Here is a 23,928-nt window from a genome sequence, read left to right on the forward strand (position 1 = left end):
GGGCCAACGGACACGTGGGGCCCGACGCTGGTTGCGCCAGGCCCCACGTTCTTACCGTTTTACCGTCGATCGGCTATTCGGCGCGGACCCACTGTTCCGCGTTCCAGACCAGCCCGTTCTGGGTGGCCGTCTTGCGGACGTTGAGCACGTCCGCGGCGGATGCCCCCAGGCCCGGGTGGGCGAAGACCGGGATGCCGAAGAGGTCATCCCACAGGAGCTTTTCGATCTTCTTGGTTTCCTCCGCGTGGACGTTGGTGTCCAAGGTGGTGGTCAGACGCTCCCAGGCCGCGTCGACCTCGGTGTTGGAATACTGGCCGTAGTTCTGCGGCTTGTCCGTGCCGTAGATGTTCTCGCCGGAGGTGATCTGGCCGGATCCGGCCCAGGCGAACAGGGCAACCTCGTAGTCGCCGCGTTCCATGGTGCCGCCGGGTGCGAAGAAGTCCGCGTTGCCTGCGTCGACGACCTCGAAGCCCGCCTGGTCGCAGGAGGACTTGATCATGGCGACTTCCTCGGCGCGGCGCGGGTTCGGCGCGGAGTACCCGATGCGGACCTTGGGCTTGTCGACGCCTTCGGTCTCGAGGATCTTCTTGGCTCCCTCGATGTCGACGTTGTCGTACTGGCCGGCGTAGGCGGCGGCCACGACATCGTCGTAGCTGTCCTGGAACGGGAAGACCTCGCGGGCGTTCATGACCTCGGCCTCCGGGTTCAGCGGCTTGATCAGGTTATCCACGATCTGCTGGCGCGGAACGCACATGGCGAAGGCCTTGCGCAGTTCCAGGTTGTCCGAGAAGAGCGCGCCCTTGGCGAAGTTGAAGTCGAGGTGCTCCCAGGTGAGGGTGTCGCCCTGGTGGATCTGGACCGAGTCGCCCAGTGCCGTCAGCTGCGCGAGCGTGTCCACAGTCGCCTGTGGCTCGATGACATCGATGTCGCTGTTCTGCAGCGCCTGGACCATGGTGTCGGGCGCCGCGAAGCGGATGACCAGTTCCTTGGTTGCCGCCGGAGTGCCGTAGTAGTTCTCGTTGGCCACCAGGGTTACGGACTGGCCGGCCTCCCAGCTGCCCAGCTTGTACGGTCCGGAGACCGGGATGAGGTCGGCCGCGGGCAACTTGCCCGGTGAGGTGTTCCAGCCGGTGTTCCAGAAGGAAGCGGCTTTCTTCAGCGCGGCGGAGTCGCCCGAGCGAATGGCGTCGACCATTTCCTCGGTGCTCATGCCAGCCTGCTTCGCCACGACGTGGGCCGGGCTGTAGATCATGGTCTGGATGGCGTAGTCCGGATCCGGGTTGGCGTAGGTGACGGTGAATTCCTTGCCGGCCGCGTCGCCCTCGGGACCCTTGGGGATGGTCTGTCCGAGGTCCTGTGACACCGAGTTGAACAGCGGCTTCTTGCCGTCGGCGAGGTTGGTGTTCTGCACGCCCCAGGCCAGCACCGCGTCGGCAACCGTGATGTCGGTGCCGTCTGACCACTTAGCCTCGGGGTTGATGGTGTACTTGATGGTCATCGGGTCTTCGCTGACGACCTCGTATTTGCCCAGGTCCTCGTTCGGGTAGACCTTTCCGTCCGTGCCGAAGTAGTAGAAGCTGGCAAAGAGCCTGTCGGTGATGGCGGAGTTATAGGTGCTGTAGGACTCGGGGGTCAACCCGTTGTAGCTGATGAAGTCCTCGGCGCCGACCGAATAGCTGACCGAGTCGTCCTTGGTCGTGATGTCGCCAAGGTCGGCCAGGCCGGTGTTCGCCGGTTCGACGCTGAACTTGCCGCTCGAAGCGGCCGGCGACGACTCCGAAGGCGTTGCGTTCTGGCCGCCGGGGGCACATGCACTGAGCGCCAGTGCGAGCGCAGCACCCACCGCAACAGCCTTGGAAATACGTTGGAAACGCATTTCTCCTCCTAATTAGCTTGATCCAAATGAAGCCGGGATTCCACCCGGATGCGGTCCATGCAGTGTGCGATGCCCCACAATTTAGAACCATAGCGCCGATTTCGCCGGTTGGATATAAAAACACCGCTTCATATTTTTGGGGCAATCGGCGCTCCACTTGGTGACCCGCGTCACCACCGACGCCCGCAACAAACGTGACGGGCGCTACAACCGCTAAAAATCAAGGATCTACTTCACATTGAGTTTTGCCAATTACTACCGGCAAGTAGTCGGGTTGGCGCTCGGGCAATTTATAACAGTTTGGAAACATGGCCCGAACGGGCCTTCGCCGCCCGTGAATCGGCCTGTCGGGCGGGATCCCGGCTTAAGCAACCGGAGGGGCAAACCTTCCGGTTTGCCCCTCCACCTGCGTTCTTTTATTGCGGAAACCTTACCGACTCCTCACATCCATTTACAGCCTCAACGTGGCACCGGGGATGGAGCGGAGCAGGTTCTTGGTGTACTCGCTCTGCGGGTTGTTGAACACCTCGTCGGTGGTGGCATACTCCACGACACGGCCATGCTGCATCACGCAGACGTCGTCCGCGATCTGGCGCACCACGGCCAGGTCGTGGGTGATGAACAGGTAGGTGAGGTTCAGTTCCTCCTGCAGCTTGTTGAGCAGGTTCAGGATCTGGGCCTGCACCAACACGTCCAGGGCAGAGACCGCCTCGTCGCAGATGATCACCTCCGGGTTCAGCGCCAGGGCACGCGCAATGGCAATGCGCTGGCGCTGGCCTCCGGAGAGCTCATTGGGGAAGCGATGCATCGTGGAAGATGGCATCGAGACGTGTTCCAGCAGCTCCTTCACCCGGGTCTGCCGGGACTTGGCATTGCCGATCCCGTGGATCCTCAGCGGTTCCTCGATGGTCCGGTAGATGCTGTACATCGGGTCCAGGGAACCGTAGGGATCCTGGAAGATCGGCTGGACGCGCCGGCGGAACTTGAACAGGTCCTTTTCGCTCCTGTTGCTCATTTCCTGCCCATCGAAGATGACGGACCCCGACGTTGGCTCCAGGAGGCTCAGCACCATTTGGGCCACGGTGGACTTGCCCGAGCCGGACTCCCCCACAATCGCCGTGGTGGTGCCGCGCTTGACCGAGAGGGACACGTTGTCCACAGCGGTGAAGTCCTCGCTGCGTCCCAGGCCCTTGCGGATCTTGAAGACCTTGGTCAGGTCCTTGATCTGCAGGACATCGTCGTCGGTGATTTCGTGTTCGGCCTTCACCACGGCGTTGATTTCCTCAGCGACCTCCGTCCGCTGCGACTGCAGCCGCTTGGAGGCCAGCGAGGGTGCCGCCGCAACGAGGCGCTGGGTGTAGGGGTGCACCGGGTTGCGCAGGATCTCCAGTGCCGGGCCGGACTCGACGACCTGGCCCTTGTACATGACCACGATCTTCTCGGCGCGCTCGGCGGCAAGACCCAGGTCGTGGGTGATCAGCAGCACCGCGGTGCCCAGTTCGCTGGTCATGGTGTCCAAGTGGTCCAGGATTTGCTGCTGCACCGTGACGTCCAGCGCGCTCGTGGGCTCGTCGGCGATCAGCAGGCGGGGCCGGCAGGCCAGCCCGATCGCGATCAGCGCGCGCTGGCGCATGCCGCCGGAGAACTCGTGCGGGTACTGCCCGGCGCGCTTTGCCGCGTCGGGCAGCCCCGCGTCGGACAGGACCTGGGCGACGCGTTCCTTGGAGTTGCTTCCCGCCAGGCCGTTGGCCTTCAGGGTTTCCTGGACCTGGAAGCCGATCTTCCACACCGGGTTGAGGTTGGACATCGGGTCCTGGGGAACCATGCCGATCGAGCTGCCGCGAAGCTCGATGATGCGCTTCTCGTCGGCGTGGGTGATGTCCTCGCCGTCAAAGATGATCTGGCCGGCGGTGACCTTGCCGTTGCCGGGCAGCAGGCCGATGGCCGACAGCGCGGTGGTGGACTTTCCGGACCCCGACTCCCCCACGATCGCCACGGTCTCCCCGGGCATCACCGTCAGGTGGGCTTTGCGCACCGCGTTGACCGGCCCCTCGGGAGTGGTGAAGGTGATGGCCAGGTCCCTGATTTCCAGCAGCGGAAGGTCGTCCTGCGCCGAGTCGAACATGGTGGGTTTCTTCAATAATTCGCTCATGGTGCTAGCCCTTACGTGACTTTGGATCGAGTGCGTCGCGCACGGCGTCCCCGAGCATGATGAAGCTCAACACCGTGATGGACAGTGCCAGTGCCGGCCACATGAGGATCTCGGGGTTGTTGCGCACGGAGATCTGCGCCGAGGCAATGTCATTGCCCCAACTCATGATGCTCGGTGGCAGCCCGAGTCCCAGGAACGACAGCGTCGCCTCGGCGACGATGTAGATGCCCAGCGAGATGGTCGAAACCACGATGACCGGTGCCAGGGAGTTCGGCACCACGTGCTTGACCAGGGTCTTGAACTTGGACAGGCCAAGCGAGCGCGAGGCCATGACGTAGTCCGAGCTCTTGGCCTCGATGACCGCACCGCGGGTGATGCGGGCCATTTGTGGCCAGCCGAAGATTGCCAGGGTGATGATGACGGTCCAGATGCTGCGGTTCTCCCGGAATGCCGGCAGCTGCATGATGATGATCGCACCAAGGATCAGCGGCAGGGCAAAGAAGATGTCGGCCAGTCGGGCCAGGATCGCGTCGAGCCAGCCGCCGTAGTAGCCTGCCAGCGCGCCGAGGATGCCGCCAAAGACGACCACTGCGATGGTCGTGAACAATCCGACCAGCACCGAGGCCTGGGCACCGTACATGATGCGCGCATAGATGTCGCAGCCCTGGAACGTGAAGCCCAGGGGGTGTCCGGCCGAGGGGCCCTGGCGCGCAAACTCGAGGCTGCAGCTGGTCGGGCTGGTGCTGGTGAACAGCCCGGGGAAGGCGGCCACGGCGATCACCAGGAGGATGAGCGCCGCGGAGATGATGAACAGCGGCTGGGTGCGCAACGAGCGCCAGGCCTGGGCCCACATGCTCAGTGGCGTAGCCGTTTCGTCGACCTTATCCACTGACTGCAGCGGGGTTTCCTCAAGCGGTGCCACATAGTGCTCTATCCGGCGGCTGGAGATCTTTCCGGCGCGGACACGTGGAGCCGACGCGGTCGGTTCGATGATTTCGGGAGTTGGATTCTCAGACAAGGCGGATCCTTGGGTCAAGCCACGCGTAGAGCAAATCAACGACGAGGTTAGCGATAACAAAAACAACCACGAGGACGCTGACGACTGCCACGACGGTTGGGGTTTCACCCTTGAGTACGGCCTGGTAAACCAGGTTGCCGATACCCGGGACGTTGAAGATGCCTTCGGTGACGATCGCGCCGCCCATGAGGGTGCCAAGGTCGGCCCCGAGGAACGTGACCACCGGGATCAGCGAGTTGCGCAGGATGTGGACCATGACCACCCGGCGGCGGCTCAGGCCCTTCGCCGTTGCGGTGCGCACATAGTCTGCCTGCTTGTTCTCGATGATCGAGGTGCGGGTCAGTCGCAGCACATAGGCCAGCGAGACCAGTCCCAGGACGGTGGCTGGCAGTATCAGGTCGCCCCAGGGCGCAGTCGAACCAACGGTGGGTTTTGCCCAGTCGAGTTTTACCCCGACGATAAACTGCAGCACGAAACCCAGGACGAAGGTGGGAACGGCGATGACGATCAACGAGGCAACCAGCACCGTGGAGTCAAAGAGCTTGCCCTTCTTAAGCCCGGCGATGACGCCGAAGATGATGCCGAAAAAGGCCTCAATGGCCAGCGCCATCACAGCGAGGCGTGCAGTCACCGGCATCGCCCGGGCAATGACGTCTGCCACGGGTTGGCCCGAGAATGTCTGGCCCAGATCGAAGGTCACCAGGTTCTTGAGGTAGAGGAAATACTGGACCCAGAACGGCTGGTCCAGGTTGTACTGGGCGCGCAGTGCGGATTCAACGGCCGGGCTCATCGGCTTGCCGCCGGATAGGGCGGCGATGGGGTCTCCCGGTGTGGCAAAGACCAAGAAATACACCAGCAGCGTTGCCCCGAAGAATACAGGGATCAACTGCAGGAATCTCTTGAAGGTAAACAAAATCATGGAACTGCCACCGTGGGTGTTGTGGGGGTGATCGATTCGATCAAGGGACTACTCCTTGTAAGGAATTTTGGGTTGGCGGGCGGGGATGCCTTGCCGGTTCACGCAAGTAAGGGGGACCCAGGTCGGGTCCCCCTTTCTCGCGTTTTGGAGCTGTGGTAGGACGCTTTACTTGCCGACAATGGCGTTGTAAACCGGTACCCCGTTCCAGCCGAACTTCACATCGGTGACCTGATCGCTCCAGCCACCCTGGACAGCCTGGTACCACAGCGGGATCACCGGCAGGTCCTTGAGCAGGATCTGCTGGGCCTCGTTGAAGATCTTGTTGCCTTCCTCGACGGAGGTGGCGGCAAGGCCCTCGGCCAGCTTCTGGTCGAATTCCTTGCTCGAGTAGTCGCCGTCGTTGGAACCGGCACCGGTGCCGTACAGCGGGCCAAGGAAGTTGTAGAGCGACGGGTAGTCTGCCTGCCAGCCGGCGCGCGAGGCCCCGGTGAGCTTCTTGGAGACCACCAGTTCGCGCATTTCCTTGAACGTCGGGATCGGGTTCAGCTCGGCCTTGATTCCCAGGGTGTTGGAAATCTGGTTGGCCATTGCCTCGATGTATTCCTTGTTGCCCGCACCATCGATGTTTGAGGTCATGGTGAAGGTCTTGTCGGCCGGCCACGGATCAATCTTGTCGGCCTCGGCCCACAGTTCCTTGGCCTTCTCGGCGTTAAAAGTCAGCACCTCGTTGCCCGGGAGGGCATCGGAGTAGCCGTCGAGGACCGGGGAGGTGAAGTCCTTGGCGATCTGCTTGCCGCCGAAGAAGATGTTGTCGATGATTTCCTGGCGGTTGATGGACATCGAGATGGCCTGTCGGCGCAGCTCGCCGGCCTCGCCCTTGAACTCGGGCAGGTAGCTGGCAATCGTCATGGTGGCGTTGCCCGCGTATGCCTGGTTGACCCAGCGGTCGCCGAGGTCGTCCTGGTAGTTCTGCAGAGCGCTCGGCGGGATCTGGTCGAGCACATCGAGGTTGTTGGCCAACAGGTCCTGGTAGGCGGCATCGAAGGTGCTGTAGATCTTGAACGAAACGCCGCCATTGGCCGCGGTTCGCGGGCCGGAGTAGTCGGCGTTCGGGACCAGGTCGATCTGAACGTTGTGCTTCCAGCCGTCTTCGGCCAGCTTGTACGGGCCGTTGCCTGCAGGCTTTTCGCCGAAGGCCTTCGGGTCCTCGAATGCGGCGGCGGGCAGCGGGTAGAAGGCGGTGTAGCCCAGGCGCAGCGGGAAGTCGGACTCCGCGCGCTTGAGTTCAACGGTGAAGGTGGTGTCGTCCACGACCTTCAGGCCCTCCATGGTCTCCTCGGTGGCACCCTCGGCGCTAACCGTGTCGTAGCCCTTGATGGACTCGAAGAAGTACGAGTTCAGCTGCGCGTTCTTGGCTGCGGCGCCAAAGTTCCAGGCGTCCACGAACGACTTGGCCGTGACGGCCTCGCCGTTGGTGAACTTCTGGCCGGTCTTGATCTTGATGGTGTAGGTCTTGGCGTCGGTGGTCTCAATGGACTCCGCCAGTTCATTGACCGGCTTGCCGTCGATGTCGTAGCTGACCAGCCCGGTGAAGAGCAGATCCATCACGCGTCCGCCACCAACCTCGTTGGTGTTGGCCGGCAACAGGCCGTTCTGCGGTTCGGTCGAGTTCGCCGTGATGACCTTCGACGGATCTCCGCCGGTGGTTTCGTCGGCTTCCTCTGCGCCGCCGCCACCACAGGCGGTCAGGGTAAGGGCCAGGGCTGCGGAAAGCACAAGGGCCTTCGAGGTGCGGTTGTAACGCATTCTTTCTCCTCAACGAGTTTGTTTGGTTGGCGTGAGCGAGTGTTTTGTGCAGCGCCAACCATGGTGAGTCTCATCACTCACAAGTGACACTACTCATAAATCTCTGAAACAACCAATGAACGACTGCTTCGAAACAGAATCTTAATGATTCTGCAACTTATGACAGGACAACTTTCCGTAGGCTTTGTTGTCATCTCCTCACATCGGTCGGGTGACGTTATACCAGCCCCATCAACATGGCGGGATCTTCGAGAACGCTGCCGATTTCGGCAAGGAACCTGGCTCCTTGTTCCCCGTCGACAACGCGGTGGTCGAAGGACAGCGAGAGCACCATGACCTGCCGCAGGGCGATCTCGCCCAGGTGCTCCCACGGCATCTTGCGGACCTGCCCCATGGCGAGGATCCCGGCCTGTCCGGGAGGCAGGATCGGCGTGCCGCCGTCCACTCCGAAGACCCCCACGTTGCTGATGCTGAAGGTGCCTCCGGAGAGCTGGGCCGGGGTGATGGTCCCGGTGCGTGCCGCAACTGTCAGCTCCCCCATTTCCCCGGCCAGGGCGGCCAGGTTCATGCGCTGGGCGCCGTGCACGACGGGCACCATGAGACCGCGATCCGTCGCCGCGGCGATTCCCAGGTTCACGTGGCCGAATTCGACGATTTCCCCGCTCTCCCCGTCCCATCGCGAGTTCAGGGTGCGGTGCCGGGCCAGGGCCAGGGTCACCACCTTGGCCACCAGGGTGGTCAGGGTGATTTTCTGCTCGGCCAACTGCCGGGAGGTGCGCAGCCTTTGAAGCAGCGCCATGGTTTCGGTGACATCGACGCTCAGGAACTCGGTGACATGCGGCGCGGTGAAGGCACTGGCGACCATCGCCGCGGCCGTCGCCTTCCGCACTCCCTTTACGGGCGTGCGGGTCTCTTGCCAGGAGTCTTCGCTTTCGCGGGGCGCCGGGGCCTTGGTGTCGGTGGCCCCGCTGCCCACCCCCTCCGAGGCCCGCAGGACGTCTTCGCGCGTGATCAGCCCGTCGGTGCCGGTGCCCTTGAGCGATCCCAGGTCGATGTTGTGGTCCCGGGCGAGCTTTCGCACCGGTGGCCTGGCCCGCAGGTGGCCGATCCCCCGCGGTTCCCCGTCGGCGCTTCCGACGATCCTCAGCCCCGGCTTCGGGGAATCCTCTCCTGCAACCGGGGCGGCGGCGGAAGCAGGTGCGGAAGCCACCGCCGGTGCCTGCTCGGGTGTACTCCGGGGCGCCTGGGTGCTGCGCGCCCTACGTGTCGGGTGCCCGTTGGATTCGACCGCGGCGCCGTAGCCGACCAGCGTCGGCTGTCGCTTGGCGGGGGCCTCTGCCCCGTCCGACGGGCTCGACGCGGAGGCGCCCGAGTTGTCCGGCACATCGAAGGAAATGAGGGGATTGCCGACCTCGACGACTGCGCCGACCGGCTCGTAGACCTTTTTCACGACCCCGCTGAAGGGCGAGGGAAGTTCCACGACGGCCTTGGCGGTCTCCACCTCGGCAATCACCTGGTTCAGTTCCACGGCGTCGCCCTCGGCCACGCGCCAGGACAGAATCTCGGATTCGGTCAGGCCCTCGCCGAGGTCAGGCAGCTTGAAGAGTTTCTCCATGGTGGCGTTCATCCTTCCTCTCCCAGCAGTTCCGGCGTCCGGCGCATGGCCCGGTCGACCCCGTCCAGGATCCGGTCGAGGTCGGGGAGGTGGTGGCTTTCGAGCTTCGAGGGCGGGTAGGGGATGTCGAACCCGGTGACCCGGACCGGGGCGTGGTCCAGGTGGTCGAAGCAGCGCTCGGTCAGGCTTGCAGCCAGTTCCGCGCCGATCCCGCCGAACTTGCCCGCCTCGTGGGTGATGAGCACCCGCCCGGTCTTGCGCACGGAAGCCGAAAGGGTCCCGAAGTCCACCGGCTCGATGCTGCGCAGGTCGATGACTTCGATATCGATGCCCTCGTCCCGGGCCGCGGCCGCGGCATCCATGGCGGTCTTTACCAGCGGCCCGTAGGCCACCAGCGTCAGGTCGGTGCCCTCGCGCACCACCTGCGCGCGGTAGAGCGACCCGGGGTCCGGGACCAGGTCCGTGTCCACCTCCCCGCGCACGTGGTAGCGGCGCTTGGGTTCGAGGAAGATCACCGGGTCGTCGTCCGCGATCGCCTGCTGCAGCATGGTGTAGGCATCCTGCGGGTTCGAGGGGGAAACCACGCGCAGCCCGGCGGTGTGGGCGAAGTAGGCCTCCGGGGATTCGGAGTGGTGCTCCGGCGAGCCGATGCCGCCGCCGAAGGGGATGCGGATGGTCACCGGCAGCTTGACGTTGCCGCGGGAGCGGAAATGCATCTTGGCCAGCTGGGAGACGATCTGGTCGAAGGCCGGGTAGACGAATCCGTCGAACTGGATCTCGACCACCGGGCGGTAGCCGCGGAAGGCCAGCCCGATGGCGGTTCCCACGATGCCGGATTCGGCCAGCGGGGTGTCGATGACCCGGTGCGCACCGAAGTCCTTTTGCAGTCCGTCGGTGATCCGGAAGACGCCGCCGAGCTTTCCGATGTCCTCGCCCATGAGCACGACCTTGGAATCGCGTTCCATGGAGGCGCGCAACGAGGTGTTCAGGGCCTGTGAGAAGGTGAGGGTTTTCATTTGGTTCCCTGCGCTTCCGCGGCAAAGCCGGCGAGGTAGGTGGCGTAGTTTTCGCGCTGTTCCTCCAGCCCCGGGTGGGGATGGCTGTAGACGTGGGCGAAGAGGTCGTCGACCGAGGGGTCGGGCATCGTGGTGATGGCCTCGCGGAGCCCTGCCGCCAGCTCGTCGGCCGCGGCCCCGGAGCGCTTCTTCAGCTCCTCCAGGTCCGCGCCGAGGGTGTCGAGGTGCGCGGCGATCCGGTCCAGCGGGTCCTTCGCCGCCCATTCCTCCAGCTCCAGCGCATCGCGGTAGCGGGTGGGGTCATCGGCCGTGGTGTGTGCGCCCATCCGGTACGTGACGGCCTCGATGAAGGCCGGTCCGCTGCCGGTGCGCACGTGGGCCAGGGCGGCGCGGGTTGCCGCCATGACGGCCAGGACGTCGTTGCCGTCCACGCGCCAGGTGGCCAGGCCGAAGCCGGCGGCGCGGTCGGCGATGTGGCCGGTGGTTTGCCGGGCCACGGGTTCGGAGATGGCCCAGTGGTTGTTCTGGCAGAAGAACACCAGCGGCGCCTGGTAGCTGGCGGCGAAGACCATGGCCTCGCTGACATCCCCCTGGCTGGTGGCCCCGTCCCCGAAGTAGGTGATGGCCGCGGCCGAGGAGCCGTCGAATTTCAATCCCATGGCATATCCGGCCGCATGCAGGGTCTGTGCCCCGATGACGATCTGCTGGTTGGCCATGTTGACCTCGTAGGGGTTCCATCCGCTGGGGGCGGCCCCGCGCCACATGCGCAGCAAATCGTGCGGGTTCACCCCGCGGCAGTAGGCCACCCCGTGCTCGCGGTAGGAGGGGAAGATGAAGTCGTCGTTTTCCAGCGCGCGGCCGGATCCGATCTGGGCGGCTTCCTGGCCCAGCAGCGGGGCCCAGAGGCCGAGCTCTCCCTGGCGCTGCAGCGCGGTGCCTTCGGAGTCCAGCCGGCGGATGCAGGCCATGTCGATGTAGAGCTTTTCCAGGGCCGGGACGTCGATGTCCTTCACCCATTCGTCGATCTCTTCACAGCGATTGCGGGTGCCGTCGGGGGCGATCACCTGGAGGTAGGTATCGGGACCCTCGGGGGTGGAGGGGTCAAACGTGGGGGACACGGTCAGCATCCTTTGCGTCGATGGCGAATCAGGTGCGGCATTCCGGTGGGACGTGCCGTTCCTGCGGGTGCGGCCTCGTCGCCGCCACCTATCTGTGATGCTACTCACGTAATGCAGTGCGCACAATCCTTGTTCGATTCATTGCGCAGCTTGCACTATTCGGCGAGGTCACACGGTGCTAATCTTGCGCATTATGCAACAACTTGATGCCACTGACCTTCGGATCCTTTCCGCGCTGAGCCACCGCCCCAAGGCCAGCGCCGTGGCGCTGGCCACCGAGCTGGGCCTGAGCCGCAACACCGTCCAGGCGCGCCTGGTGCGACTGGAAACCAGCGGCGCCCTGCTGCCCTTCGAGCAGCGCGTGAACCCGGCGGCCCTGGGATTCGGGCTGGTCAGCTTCGTGCACATCCACGTGCGGCAGCGGCTGCTGGAAAGCATCGTGGATCGGCTGCGGGGCATCCCGGAAATCATCGAGGCGCACGGGGTGACCGGCTCGGCCGACATCCTGGCACGCGTGGTGGCCGGCAGCGCGGAGGAGCTCTTCCGGGTCAACGGGCAGATCCTCGCCATCGAGGGCGTGGAGCGCGCCGACACCTCGCTGTCGATGGCCGAGCTGATCCCGCACCGCACCACCGCCCTGATGGAGATGCGGCTCGGATCCCTTTCGGGCGCCGCGGCCCCGACCCGGGAAACCGGCTCCCCCGCCGCCGGCTGACTTGCCTTAGGCGGCGCACGGGAAAGCCCTGAGGCACGACAAAGGCGGTGCCGTTTCCCTATGGGGGAAGAAAACGACACCGCCCATGCGCCTCGGTGGAAGCGGGGCATTGCCCGCCTTCACCGTGGATCTTGCATCGCCACTAGTGGTCGACGGCCTTTTCGGCACCGACACCTGTCAGCGAGCGGACCTCCATTTCCGCGGACTTGATCGGGTCCTCGGTGTGCTTGTCGAGCACCGAGCCGAGCCAGCCGAGGAAGAAGGCCAGCGGGATCGAGACGATGCCGGGGTTCGCCAGCGGGAAGATCGAGAAGTCGGCGCCCGGGATCATGGAGGTCGGCAGGCCCGACATGACCGGGGAGAAGACGATCAGCAGGATGGCCGAGGCCAGGCCGCCAACCATGGACCAGACAGCGCCCTGGGTGGTGAACTTCTTCCAGAACAGCGAGTACAGGATGGTGGGCAGGTTGGCCGATGCGGCGACCGCGAAGGCCAGGGCCACCAGGAAGGCGACGTTCTGCCCCTGGGCGCCGATGCCGCCGACGATGGCGAAGATGCCGATGACGATGACGGTGCGGCGTGCCACCTTCATTTCCTTCTCCGGGGTGCTCTTGCCCTTGGCGATGACCGAGGCGTAGACGTCGTGGGCGAAGGATGCCGCCGCGGTGATGGTCAAGCCTGCGACCACCGCAAGGATCGTGGCGAAGGCGACCGCGGAGATCAATCCCAGCAGCAGCGGGCCGCCGAGTTCGAAGGCCAACAGCGGTGCCGCGGAGTTCACGCCGCCCGGTGCCGCCTTGATCTTGTCGGCGCCGATCATGGCTCCGGCTCCGTAGCCGAGCACCAGGGTGAAGAGGTAGAAGGCGCCGATGAGCCAGATGGCCCAGACCACCGAGCGGCGGGCTTCCTTGGCGGTGGGAACCGTGTAGAAGCGCATCAGCACGTGCGGCAGGCCGGCGGTGCCGAGCACCAGGGCCAGGGCCAGGGAGATGAAGTCGATCTTCGAGGTCTCCGACTTGCCGTACTGCAGTCCCGGGTTCAGGATGTCCGGGGTGCCGGCGGATTCAACCGCGGCACCGAGCAGTGCGGAGAAGTTGAAGCCGTAGGCGGCCAGCACCATGATGGTCATGATGAAGGCTCCGGCAATCAGCAGGCAGGCCTTGATGATCTGCACCCAGGTGGTGCCCTTCATGCCGCCGATCAGCACGTACACGATCATCAGTGCGCCGACGACCACGATGACCAGGGACTGGCCCAGCCGGTCGTCGATGCCCAGCAGCAGGGACACCAGCGCGCCGGCGCCGGCCATCTGGGCCAGCAGGTAGAAGACGCAGACCGCAAGGGTCGAGATCGCCGCGGCGATGCGCACCGGGCGCTGCTTGAGGCGGAAGGAGAGCACGTCGGCCATGGTGAACTTGCCGGTGTTGCGCAGCAGCTCGGCGACCAGCAGCAGGGCCACCAGCCAGGCGACCAGGAAGCCGATGGAGTAGAGGAAACCGTCATAGCCGTTGATGGCGATGGCCCCGACGATGCCCAGGAACGATGCGGCCGAGAGGTAGTCCCCGGCGATCGCGGTGCCGTTCTGCGTCCCGGTGAAGGAACGCCCGCCGGCGTAGTAGTCGGCGGCGGTCTTGTTGTTGCTCGAGGCCTTGAGCACCACGATCAGGGTGATGCCCACGAAGAGTCCGAAGATGCCGATGTTGACCCACGGGTTGCCGACCTTGGTCGATTCGGCGGCCGCGGCGAGGACCGATGAAGTGAGGACGTTCATGGCCTACTCCCCTTCCTGTGCTTCGAGGCGCTTGCGGATCGCGGTGGCCTTCGGGTCGAGCTTCTTGTTGCTGTAGGACACGTAGGCGGCGGTGATGCCGAAGGTGGAAACAAATTGCAGCAGGCCCAGCAGCAGGCCGACGTTGAAATTGCCCCACACCTTGATGGACATGAATTCGTGCGCATAGTCGGCCAACAGGACGTAGGCGAAGTACCACAGCAGGAAAATGGCTGCCATGGGGAAAACAAAGCTGCGGTGCGTCTTGCGCAGTTCGCGGAACTCTTCCGAGTCCTGCTCTTTCTCAAAATCGATGCCGGTCCCAAGGTCCGACTCTTCGGTGGTGCTCATGACTCCTCCTTCACAAGGGGCTCAAGGCGCCAGGAGCGGTACCTTGCCCGATGCGGCCGATCCGGGCCGGACTGTGGGGTACGCCACCTGGCAGGGTGACTGAGATCACTCTGCGCCATTGGCCCGCCACACGGGAAGGGGGCCGGGCACGGCAACCGCCAAACGGTCCCCCGGGTGCGCCAAGCGGCACCCGCCGGCGACGAACGGCACGCCGCTCCGCGCTCCGCGTAGGCTTGGGAACATGCTCTCCACCGCACTGCAGATGACCCTGATTGTCGCCACCGTCGTGGTCGGCGGCGCCCTGGTGGGATTCCTCGGGTTCAGGATCGCGCGCTCCACCCGCGACCTGGGAACCGACGCCGAGAAGGCCACCTTCGAGACCCTGCACCGGGTCTCGGTCGCGGCCCCGCACCTGGCCCAGGGCCTCACCCCGGAGGGCGCCGCCACGGCCGGCAAGCACCTGCGCGCCCTGCTGGCCGCCCAGGGGCTGGTCATCACCGACACCTCCGCGGTGCTCGCGGTGGACGGCACGCTCCCGGACTCCGGGGAACAGGGCACCGCCGCGGCGCTGGAGCTCGCCGCCGCCGCGCTGTCGGCCACCCGCACCCAGGTGCGGCGCTCGGATGCCGGGGACATGGTCTGCGCCCCGATCATGGTCGGGGACGTCCCGGTCGGCACCGTCTGCGCGTACATCCCGCGCGCCGGGGCCGGGTTCGTGCGCGCGGTGGCCGAGGTCGCGGCCTGGGTTGCCGCGCAGGTGGGCCTGGCCGAGCTCGACGCCTCCCGGGCCCTGCTCATGGAGGCGGAGGTCAGGGCGCTGCGCGCGCAGATCAGCCCGCACTTCATCTACAACTCGCTGAACGCGATCGCCTCGTTCATCAACACCGACCCGGCCCGGGCCCGGGAGCTGGTGGTGGAGTTCGCCGACTTCACCCGATACTCCTTCCGCCGGCACGGGGACTTCACGACGCTGGCCGAGGAACTCACCGCCATCGACAGGTACCTGCTGCTGGAAAAGGCGCGCTTTGGCGAGCGCATCAAGGTCTCCCTGGCCATTGCCCCGGAGGTGCTGGCCACCGCCATCCCGTTCCTGAGCCTGCAGCCGCTGGTGGAAAACGCGGTGCGCCACGGCCTGGAGTCCAAGCCCGGCGGCGGAAGGATCACCATCAGCGCCTCGGATTCGGGCGAGTACGCGCTGATCACCGTGGAGGACGACGGGGTGGGCATCGACCCGGTCTCCCTGGCGGCGGTGCTCGCCGGCACCACCGAATCCATCCACGTGGGCCTGCGCAACGTGGACGTTCGGCTGCGCCAGGTCTACGGGGACGCCCACGGGCTGGTCATCGACACCGCCCCGGGCGCCGGCACCCTGATCACCATGCGCATCCCCAAGTTCCGCCCCGGCGTGGAGCCCACCGCCCCGGGCCTGTCCGCGCACTAGCGCGCCGGGGCCGGTTCGGCGAGGCGTGCGGGTAAAATGACGTGCATGATAAACGTGGTCGTCGCCGACGATGAACTGCCTGCCGTGGAGGAACTGGCATATTTGTTGTCGCTCGATTCACGGGTGGGCACCATCCACCGGGCCAACTCCGGGGCCGAGGCGCTCAAGGCCCTGGAGGAATTCGAGGTCGACGCCCTCTTCCTGGACATCCACATGCCCGCGCTGTCGGGGCTGGACATCGCCCGGGTCATCTCCCGCTTCACCCGTCCCCCGGCCGTGGTCTTCGTGACCGCCGACGAGGACCAGGCGCTGGAGGCCTTCGAGCTGGCGGCGGTGGACTACGTGCTCAAGCCCGTGCGCCCCGAACGCCTGGCCGAGTCGGTCCGCCGCATCTGCGAGCTGGCCGAGGAGGACACCGCGAAGCCGGACATGGTCACGGTGGAAAAGGGCGGGATCACCAAGATGATCCGCCGCGACGAGATCCGCTACGTGCAGGCGCAGGGCGACTACGCCCGGCTGCACACCGCGGACGCCAGCTACCTGATCCGGGTCCCGCTCAACGACCTGGAACAACAGTGGGGACCGGCCGGCTACGTGCGCATCCACCGCTCCTACCTGGTGGCCATGGACAAGATCGACACCGTCAAGCTCGCCACCGGCAAGGCCGTGGTGGTCATCGGCGGCACCGAACTGCCGGTCAGCCGCCGCGCCCTGCCCTACCTGCGCGAGAAGCTGGCGGCGAACCGAGTCCGGCCGCTGTGAGCGAGACCGGCGCAGCCGCCCCGGGCCCGCGCGGGGCCCCCGGGCCCCGCCAGGGCCCGGCACCCGATGGCACGCTGCCGGCGCCCAGCGGCGCCCGCGTGCGGGTCAGCGCCCCCGCCGGCACCATGTTGAACATCGTCCGCCGCTCCGCCCCGGATGCCGCAGACACCTTCTACGTCCACTCGCTCATCCGCTCGCAGCTGCGCCTGGCCGCATCGGTTGCCCTGGGCTTCCTGCTGCTGCTGGTGGGCCTGGCCGTCATGGTGTTCACCTGGCCGCAGATCAACGACATCCGCCTGGCCACGATCCCGCTGCCCTGGTGGATCCTGGGCGTGGGGGTGTACCCGCTGATCATGCTCTGCGCGTTCCTCTTCAACCGGGCCGCTGCCCGCAACGAGGCAAAGTACCGGAGCATCGCCAAGAAATGATCAATCCCGCGGTTGCCCTGCTTTCGGTGTTGCTGGTGTCCCTGGCGACGGTGCTCATCGCCGTCAACGGGCTGCGGCTCTCGCGCACCACCGGGGACTTCTATGTGGCCTCGCGCACCGTCAAGCCCTGGTGGAACGCCAGCGCCATCGGCGGGGAATACCTTTCCGCGGCATCGTTCCTGGGCATTGCCGGTCTGATCGTGGTCTCCGGGCAGGACGGGCTGTGGTTCCCCATCGGGTACACGGCCGGCTACCTGATGCTGCTGCTTTTCGTGGCGGCACCGTTGCGCCGCTCGCGTGCCTACACGATCCCGGACTTCGCGCAGATCCGGCTCGGATCCATGAAATTGCGCCGGCTCACCAGCTTCCTGGTGGTGGTCATCTGCTGGCTGTACATCGTCCCGCAGCTGCACGGGGCCGCACTGACCCTGGGCATCAGCACCGGGCTGCCGGGCTGGCTCGGTTCGCTGCTGGTGATGGGGGTCGTGTGCCTCACGGTGCTGGCCGGCGGCATGCGCTCGATCACCTTCGTCCAGGCCTTCCAGTACTGGCTCAAGCTCGCGGCACTGGCGATCCCCGCGGTCTTCTTGCTGCTGCACCTGGGGCTGGCCGGGGAATCGGCGACCCTGGGCGGCGCGGTCTTTGACCGGGCGGCCGACCCGGCGGCGAACCAGGGCCTGTACTACAACATCTCCCTGCTGGTGGCCCTGCTCTTCGGCACGCTGGGCCTGCCGCATGTGCTGGTGCGTTTCTACACCAACCCGGACGGGCCCTCTGCGCGCAAGACCACCGCGATCGTGCTGGGCCTGCTGGCCCTGTTCTACCTCTTCCCCACGGTGCTGGGAATCCTGGGCCGCGCCTACACGCCCGAGCTGGCCACCAGCGGCAACGCCGATGCCACGGTGTTGCTGCTGCCCGGGCGCATCGTGGGCGGGACCGCCGGGGATGCGCTGACCGCGATCATCATCGGCGGGGCCTTCGCCGCGTTCCTTTCCACCTCCTCGGGGCTGGTGGTGTCCCTGGCCGGGACCATCTCGCAGGACCTTTTCCGCGGCACGGTGCGCGGATTCAGGATCTCCACGCTCATCGCCACCGCCGTCCCCCTGCTGCTGGCCATGGGCACCTCCAGCCTGGCCCTGGCCGGGGCCATCGGCTCGGTCTTCGCCTTCACCGCCGCGACCATCTGCCCGCTGCTGCTGCTGGGCATCTGGTGGCGCGGGCTCACCGTCGCCGGGGCCATTTCCGGCATGGTGACCGGCGCCGTGGCCTGCGCGACCTCGCTGATCCTGGCGGCAGCGCTGCCCAACGAGGCGCAGTCGTTCCACGCGCTGCTCGCCCAGCCCGCCGGCTGGTGCGTGCCGCTGGCGTTCCTGGTCATGTTCTTCGTGTCCCTGGCCACCAGGCGCCGTGCCCCGGTGCGCATCGACGAGGTCATGGCCCGGCTGCATGTGCCCGAGCCGCAGGCCGGCCCGCTGCCCTGAGCCGCCGGCCGGGCAAGCCGGCGCCGGGGCACAAAAAAATGCGGCTGGCCCGGTGTCCGACACCAAGCCAACCGCATTGAATCCTTCGGCGACCGCCGAGGCTAGTCGATCGAGGCCATGAGCTCCACGACGCGGTCCAGGAACGCATCGACCTGCGACTCCTCGTAGCCGTGTTCGCCCTCTGCCCGGCGGAACTCCGCGCGGCGCACCGCGTCCACGCTCATCGGGACATCCTTCTCGAAGTAGTCGATCAGCTGGGCGCAGAGCTTGTCCACATCCTGCACGTTGTAGCTCGAGGCACTGGTGCGCGAGGGCCGGCGGAAGCGTTCCCCCGGGGACCGGTGCAGGCGTCCGCGCAGGATCGCCGAGAGCCGGCCGACCTGCTGCAGCCAGGCGTCCTCGCCGTTGGACTGGATCAGGGCGTCGCGTTCCCGCTGGGCAAAGACGTCCTCGAGCCGGTCCAGGGCGCCGTCGACCTCGCGGGCGCTGTAGCCGCCGCGCTGGGCCGGGAAGACGGTGCGGCGCACCATGTGGCTGGTGACAATCGAATCATCGTCGCCGTCGCCGTTGAAAGTGGCTCGGGCGCGGGCGAGGAACACATCCACCTGTTTGGTGTTGTAGCCGAATTCCTTTTCCCCCACGCGCTCAAAGGGGCTGGGGGCCGGCTGTGCCTTGTCCTGACTCACAATTCTTTCCTTGATCTCGGTATTGCGTACCGGAAAACCGGCACCTTGGTGCTGCGGGTGGTGCGATGGACCGGATCCGACCGCGGAGCGGTCGCACCTGCCTGCATATCCATCTTAGGGATGCATTGGCACCGGCGCCCTACAGCGCGCCGGGCATCAGCAAAATGGTGAGGATGTACGTCGCCGGAATCGCGAAAACCACCGAATCGAGCCGGTCCATGACTCCGCCATGGCCGGGCAGGATGTTGCTCATGTCCTTGATGCCCAGCTCCCGCTTGACCATGGACTCGGCCAGGTCCCCGGCCGTCGCGGCAACAACCGTCGCCACCGCCAGCGGGATGCCGACCCACCAGGGAGCGTCCAACAGGAACACCGCCGCGGCAATGCCCACCACGGTGGCCCCGGCGACCGACCCGGCAAAGCCCTCCCAGGACTTCTTGGGGCTGATCTTCGGGGCCATCGGGCGTTTTCCGAACAGCACGCCCACCAGGTACCCGAACGTGTCGTTGGAGACCACCAGCAACAACATGGTTGTCACCAACAAGTGCCCGTCCGGAGCGTTCAGCAGCAGCACCGCGAAGCTCAGCAACAGCGGCACCCACGTCAGGACGAAGATGCTTGCAACGATCGAGGCCACGGACTTGGCCGGGCCCTCGATGATGCGCCACAGGAAGACCAGCAGCGCGCTGGCGGTGAACGCCATGCCCAGGGCCTCGAGGCCGCCGTAGTACGCGGAGAACGGCAGGGCAACCCCGGCAACGGCCAGGGGAACCAACGGGGTGTCGACTCCCCCGCCGTTCAGCGCGCGGGAAACCTCCCAACTGCCAACGACGCCGAAGATGGCCACCGTGGCGACGAACGCCAGCGGCAGCCAAAACAGCCCCGTCAACACCACGGCCAGCAGCACGAGGCCGACGACGATGGCCGCGGGCAGGTCGCGCCCTGCCCGCGATGGCTTGGTCCGCTTGGCCTTGCGGCCTCGCCGGGTCAATGGTTCAAGCCCGCCGGGTTCCGGCGTCGGCTCCGGAAGGGATCCTGCGGATCCTTCGCTCGGCTCGGTGGGATTGGACATTAGACTTCCAGCAGCTCGGCTTCCTTGCGCTTGAGCAGGTCGTCGATGCCGTCGGTGTGGGACTTGGTCAGTGCGTCGAGGTCCTTTTCGGCGCGTGCGCCTTCGTCCTCGCCGACTTCGCCGTCCTTGACCAGCTTGTCAATGGCGTCCTTGGCCTTGCGGCGCAGGTTGCGCAGCGCGACCTTGGCGTCCTCGCCCTTGACGCGCACGACCTTGACGTACTCCTTGCGGCGTTCCTCGGTCAGCACCGGCATGATCACGCGGATGGACTTGCCGTCGTTGGACGGGTTGGCGCCGACCTCGGAATCGCCCAGGGCCTTTTCGATCTCGCGCAGTGCGCTGACGTCGTACGGGCTGATCATGATGGTGCGTGCGTCCGGGGTGGCGAAGGATGCCAGCTGCTGCAGCGGGGTCGGGGTGCCGTAGTAGTCCACCATGACCTTGGCGTACATTCCCGGGTGGGCGCGGCCCGTGCGAATCGCCGAGAAATCCTCCTTGGCGGATTCGATGGTGCGGTCCATCTTGTCGGCAACTTCGGCGAGTGTTTCCTCAATCACGGTCTACTCCTTTGAATCGGCTCCCAGTACATGGGCGGCCGGGTAATTTTGGGCTTGTGAACAATCCTATGCCACGCAAGCGCATGGCGAGGGGCACCTAGATGGTGACGCGGGTGCCGATCTTTTCGCCAAGGATCGCGCGGGTGACGTTTCCGTCGCCTTCCATGCCGAAGACCATCATCTCCAGCTTGTTGTCCTTGCACATGGTCATAGCGGTCTGGTCCATGACGCGGATGTCCTTGATGAGCGCCTCCTCGTAGGTGAGGTGCTCGAGCTTGGTGGCGGTGGGGTCCTTCTTCGGGTCCGCGGTGTAGACGCCGTCGACCCCGCTCTTGGCCATCAGCACCACGTCGGCGTCGACCTCGAGGGCACGCTGGGCCGCCACGGTGTCGGTGGAGAAGTACGGCAGGCCGGCACCGGCGCCGAAGATGACGACGCGGTCCTTTTCCATGTGGCGGATGGCGCGTCGCGGGATGTAGGTCTCGGCGACCTGGGCCATGGAGATCGCGGACTGGACGCGGGTGTCGACGCCGGCCTGCTCCAGGAAGTCCTGCAGGGCCAGGCAGTTCATGACGGTGCCCAGCATGCCCATGTAGTCGGCTCGCGAGCGGTCCATGCCGGAGGCCGAGAGCTCGGCGCCGCGGAAGAAGTTTCCGCCGCCGACGACGATGGCGACCTCGACCTTGCCCACGGTCGCGGCGATCTGCTCGGCAATGCCGCGCACGGTGACCGGGTCCACGCCCAGCTTGCCGCCGCCGAAGACCTCTCCGGAAAGCTTCAGCAAGACCCTGCGGCGACGCGGGGCCTGGGTGTGTTCATGCGATTCGGGGGTTGCTTCCATGGGTGTCATTCCTCCTGCGTGCGGGTCGGTGCGGGCCCACGTTGTAGCTGTTGGGGGTGTTGCCGGCCCCCGGGCCTCAATGGCCCGGGAGCTGGCAGGAAAAAGGGGCGGCCACCTTCAAGTGGCCACCCCCTTTACCTTGGTGTGAAGCAAATGGTTGCCGGTGCCGGGGCGCCGAGAACCAATTTACCTGCTGTTGAAGCTAATTAGGCTCCGACGCGGAAACGTGCGAAGGCGGTGGCGTTGACGCCGGCTTCTTCCAGCACCTTGCCCACGGTCTTCTTGGCGTCCTTGGCGAATGCCTGGTCGACCAGCACCTGCTCCTTGAAGAAGCCGGTCAGGCGTCCTTCAACGATCTTGGTCATGGCGGCTTCCGGCTTGCCCTCGGCGACAGCGGTCTCCTGGGCGATGCGGCGCTCGGATTCGACGATCTCGGCGTCGATGTCGTCGCGGGAAAGCACGGTCGGTGCCATTGCAGCGGTGTGCACTGCAACGTCGTGTGCAACGGTGGCAGCGGCTTCGCCGGCGCCGTCCACTGCGACGAGAACGCCAACCTGTGCCGGCAAGTCCTTGGAGGTCTTGTGCAGGTAGGCATCAACCGATGCGCCCTCAATGCGGGACAGGCGACGGACGATGACCTTTTCGCCCAGGACTGCGCCCTCTTCGGTGACGACGTCGGCAAGGGTCTTGCCGTCGACGTCGACTGCCAGCAGGGTCTCCAGGTCGGCTGCGGCCGAGGAAACGGCAACTTCCAGGACCCGGGCAGCCAGTGCGATGAACTTGTCGTTCTTGGCGACGAAGTCGGTCTCGCAGGAAAGCTCGATCATGACGCCGACGGTGCCGTCGACGACCTTGGCGGCAACGAGGCCTTCCGAGGTCGAGCGGCCTTCGCGCTTGGTGGCGCCCTTGAGGCCCTTGATGCGGATGAGCTCCATGGCCTTTTCGGCGTCGCCGTTGGCCTCGTCGAGGGCCTTCTTGACGTCCATCATGCCAGCGCCGGTGCGCTCGCGCAGTGCCTTAATGTCAGCAGCGGTGTAGTTTGCCACGTGCAACCCCATTCATAAGTGGTTTTGAGCTTTTTCGCCGAAGGACGGGCCGATAGTGGCCCGTCCCGCGGTTTGTCCCGGGCTGCCGGCGCTCCCCCGCAAAGGGAGGAGCGCCGGCAGCCCGGGACCTTGGTTTGTGACTACTCGGCCGAAGCGGCCGGTGCTTCCTCGGCTGCCGGGGCAGCCTCAGCGGCAGGTGCTTCTTCAGCAGCCGGAGCGGCTTCAGCAGCAGCTTCGGCGGCAGGTGCCTCGGCCTTGCCGGCCTCGAGCAGTTCGCGCTCCCACTCGGCCAACGGCTCGGCCGGAGCTTCGGTGTTGCCTGCAGCCTTGTTGTTGCGGGCGATGAGGCCAGCGGCAACGGCGTCGGCAACGACGCGGGTGAGCAGGTTGACGGAGCGGATGGCGTCGTCGTTGCCCGGGATCGGGTACTGGACTTCATCCGGGTCGCAGTTGGTGTCGAGGATGGCAACAACCGGGATGCCCAGCTTGCGTGCCTCGTCGATGGCCAAGTGCTCCTTCTTGGTGTCAACAACCCAGAGGACCGAAGGGGTCTTCGTCAGGTTGCGGATACCGCCAAGGTTGGTCTGAAGCTTGGTCAGCTCGCGCTTGAGCAGCAGCAGCTCCTTCTTGGTGTGGCCCGAACCGGCAACATCCTCGAAGTTGATCTCTTCCAGTTCCTTCATGCGCGAGATGCGCTTGGAAACGGTCTGGAAGTTGGTGAGCATGCCACCGAGCCAGCGCTGGTTGACGAAGGGCTGGCCAACGCGGGTAGCCTGCTCCGAAATTGCTTCCTGAGCCTGCTTCTTGGTGCCAACGAACAGAACGGTGCCGCCGTGGGCAACGGTCTGCTTGACGAACTCGTAGGCGCGGTCGATGTACGACAGCGACTGCTGCAAGTCAATGATGTAGATGCCGTTGCGCTCCGTGAAGATGAAACGCTTCATCTTCGGGTTCCAACGACGGGTCTGGTGTCCAAAGTGAACGCCGCTGTCGAGCAGCTGGCGCATGGTTACGACTGGCATGTCGCAACTCCTTCCGGCAGTAGCTGGCCGGCCCATCACTGGGCCGCGGTAACTGCCATTGTTATCGGTTGATGGTGCGCATCCGGAATTGGACGCGACCCCTGGCATGAGCAGAACGGCAATTCGTTCCTTGCCCGGCCCCTCCCGAAGTAATTCGGACCGCGGGCCTGGAAGTCGCACACACAACCAATCGCCACGAAAGCGGGATTTTCAGGTGTGGATGACTCATACGCGAAGT

The 23,928-nt window shown here is 65.6% G+C and carries 21 protein-coding genes; 5 read left to right on the forward strand and 16 right to left on the reverse strand.

What is annotated here, in order from left to right:
* Positions 1 to 73: 73 nt before the first annotated feature.
* The 8 genes from KRR55_RS13575 to pdhA all read right to left on the reverse strand — a co-directional run bounded on the left by KRR55_RS13575 (position 74) and on the right by pdhA (position 11,529).
* The gene (locus KRR55_RS13575) at positions 74 to 1,876 is read right to left on the reverse strand and encodes an ABC transporter family substrate-binding protein (RefSeq protein WP_217389643.1); all 1,803 of its coding nucleotides are present in this window, start codon (positions 1,874 to 1,876) and stop codon (positions 74 to 76) included.
* Positions 1,877 to 2,327: 451 nt separating this feature from the next.
* Entirely contained in the window at positions 2,328 to 4,028 is a 1,701-nt protein-coding gene (locus tag KRR55_RS13580; protein WP_254456198.1) for a dipeptide ABC transporter ATP-binding protein, read from the reverse strand.
* A 4-nt stretch (positions 4,029 to 4,032) separates the two neighbouring features.
* On the reverse strand, positions 4,033 to 5,019 hold the full coding sequence (locus KRR55_RS13585; RefSeq protein WP_336245126.1) for an ABC transporter permease: 987 nt from the start codon (positions 5,017 to 5,019) through the stop codon (positions 4,033 to 4,035).
* 19 nt (positions 5,020 to 5,038) lie between these two features.
* Entirely contained in the window at positions 5,039 to 5,965 is a 927-nt protein-coding gene (locus KRR55_RS13590; protein WP_217389645.1) for an ABC transporter permease, read from the reverse strand.
* Between the two features lie 165 nt (positions 5,966 to 6,130).
* Entirely contained in the window at positions 6,131 to 7,771 is a 1,641-nt protein-coding gene (locus KRR55_RS13595; protein ID WP_217389646.1) for a peptide ABC transporter substrate-binding protein, read from the reverse strand.
* A 217-nt stretch (positions 7,772 to 7,988) separates the two neighbouring features.
* The gene (locus KRR55_RS13600; protein WP_217389647.1) at positions 7,989 to 9,398 is read right to left on the reverse strand and encodes a dihydrolipoamide acetyltransferase family protein; all 1,410 of its coding nucleotides are present in this window, start codon (positions 9,396 to 9,398) and stop codon (positions 7,989 to 7,991) included.
* On the reverse strand, positions 9,395 to 10,402 hold the full coding sequence (locus KRR55_RS13605) for an alpha-ketoacid dehydrogenase subunit beta (protein ID WP_217389648.1): 1,008 nt from the start codon (positions 10,400 to 10,402) through the stop codon (positions 9,395 to 9,397). Before KRR55_RS13605 ends, KRR55_RS13600 begins: the two co-directional genes overlap by 4 nt.
* Positions 10,399 to 11,529: a pyruvate dehydrogenase (acetyl-transferring) E1 component subunit alpha gene (pdhA, locus tag KRR55_RS13610; RefSeq protein ID WP_217389649.1), complete on the reverse strand. Its 1,131-nt coding sequence runs from the start codon at positions 11,527 to 11,529 to the stop codon at positions 10,399 to 10,401. Before pdhA ends, KRR55_RS13605 begins: the two co-directional genes overlap by 4 nt.
* Positions 11,530 to 11,713: 184 nt before the next feature.
* Here pdhA and KRR55_RS13615 point away from each other — a divergent pair, with 184 nt between their 5' ends.
* Entirely contained in the window at positions 11,714 to 12,235 is a 522-nt protein-coding gene (locus tag KRR55_RS13615; protein WP_217389650.1) for an Lrp/AsnC family transcriptional regulator, read from the forward strand.
* Positions 12,236 to 12,377: 142 nt separating this feature from the next.
* Here the strand turns inward: KRR55_RS13615 and KRR55_RS13620 are convergent, their stop codons facing one another.
* Positions 12,378 to 14,006, reverse strand: coding sequence for a solute symporter family protein (locus tag KRR55_RS13620; RefSeq protein WP_217389651.1), 1,629 nt, complete (start codon positions 14,004 to 14,006; stop codon positions 12,378 to 12,380).
* Positions 14,007 to 14,009: 3 nt separating this feature from the next.
* Positions 14,010 to 14,354 (reverse strand): DUF485 domain-containing protein, encoded by a 345-nt coding sequence (locus KRR55_RS13625; RefSeq protein ID WP_217389652.1) that lies wholly within the window; start codon positions 14,352 to 14,354, stop codon positions 14,010 to 14,012.
* A gap of 241 nt (positions 14,355 to 14,595) precedes the next feature.
* Between KRR55_RS13625 and KRR55_RS13630 the strand changes: the two genes are divergently transcribed.
* The 4 genes from KRR55_RS13630 to KRR55_RS13645 are packed head-to-tail and all read left to right on the forward strand — an operon-like array spanning position 14,596 to position 18,466.
* Positions 14,596 to 15,795: a sensor histidine kinase gene (locus KRR55_RS13630; protein ID WP_217389653.1), complete on the forward strand. Its 1,200-nt coding sequence runs from the start codon at positions 14,596 to 14,598 to the stop codon at positions 15,793 to 15,795.
* A gap of 45 nt (positions 15,796 to 15,840) precedes the next feature.
* A complete protein-coding gene (locus tag KRR55_RS13635) occupies positions 15,841 to 16,557 on the forward strand; it encodes a LytR/AlgR family response regulator transcription factor (RefSeq protein WP_217389654.1) in 717 nt (238 codons plus the stop codon).
* Positions 16,554 to 16,985, forward strand: a complete 432-nt coding sequence (locus tag KRR55_RS13640; protein WP_254456199.1) for a hypothetical protein — start codon at positions 16,554 to 16,556, stop codon at positions 16,983 to 16,985. The genes KRR55_RS13635 and KRR55_RS13640 overlap by 4 nt, the downstream gene beginning before the upstream one ends.
* Complete coding sequence (locus KRR55_RS13645; protein WP_217389781.1) at positions 16,985 to 18,466, forward strand: sodium/solute symporter; 1,482 nt, start codon at positions 16,985 to 16,987, stop codon at positions 18,464 to 18,466. The genes KRR55_RS13640 and KRR55_RS13645 overlap by 1 nt, the downstream gene beginning before the upstream one ends.
* A gap of 101 nt (positions 18,467 to 18,567) precedes the next feature.
* On the opposite strand, the gene KRR55_RS13650 is transcribed toward KRR55_RS13645, so the two are convergent.
* From KRR55_RS13650 to rpsB, 6 genes are all read right to left on the reverse strand, one after another.
* On the reverse strand, positions 18,568 to 19,152 hold the full coding sequence (locus KRR55_RS13650) for a DivIVA domain-containing protein (RefSeq protein ID WP_336245119.1): 585 nt from the start codon (positions 19,150 to 19,152) through the stop codon (positions 18,568 to 18,570).
* 139 nt (positions 19,153 to 19,291) lie between these two features.
* The gene (locus tag KRR55_RS13655; protein WP_217389655.1) at positions 19,292 to 20,224 is read right to left on the reverse strand and encodes a phosphatidate cytidylyltransferase; all 933 of its coding nucleotides are present in this window, start codon (positions 20,222 to 20,224) and stop codon (positions 19,292 to 19,294) included.
* On the reverse strand, positions 20,224 to 20,781 hold the full coding sequence (gene frr / locus KRR55_RS13660; RefSeq protein ID WP_217389656.1) for a ribosome recycling factor: 558 nt from the start codon (positions 20,779 to 20,781) through the stop codon (positions 20,224 to 20,226). The genes KRR55_RS13655 and frr overlap by 1 nt, the downstream gene beginning before the upstream one ends.
* Before the next feature lie 97 nt (positions 20,782 to 20,878).
* Positions 20,879 to 21,622 (reverse strand): UMP kinase, encoded by a 744-nt coding sequence (gene pyrH / locus KRR55_RS13665; RefSeq protein WP_217389657.1) that lies wholly within the window; start codon positions 21,620 to 21,622, stop codon positions 20,879 to 20,881.
* 206 nt (positions 21,623 to 21,828) lie between these two features.
* The gene (gene tsf / locus KRR55_RS13670) at positions 21,829 to 22,668 is read right to left on the reverse strand and encodes a translation elongation factor Ts (RefSeq protein WP_217389658.1); all 840 of its coding nucleotides are present in this window, start codon (positions 22,666 to 22,668) and stop codon (positions 21,829 to 21,831) included.
* 140 nt (positions 22,669 to 22,808) lie between these two features.
* Positions 22,809 to 23,690, reverse strand: coding sequence for a 30S ribosomal protein S2 (rpsB, locus tag KRR55_RS13675; protein WP_217389659.1), 882 nt, complete (start codon positions 23,688 to 23,690; stop codon positions 22,809 to 22,811).
* Positions 23,691 to 23,928: the final 238 nt, after the last annotated feature.

Source organism: Paeniglutamicibacter quisquiliarum (genome assembly GCF_019084045.1).
Lineage (GTDB): Bacteria > Actinomycetota > Actinomycetes > Actinomycetales > Micrococcaceae > Paeniglutamicibacter > Paeniglutamicibacter quisquiliarum.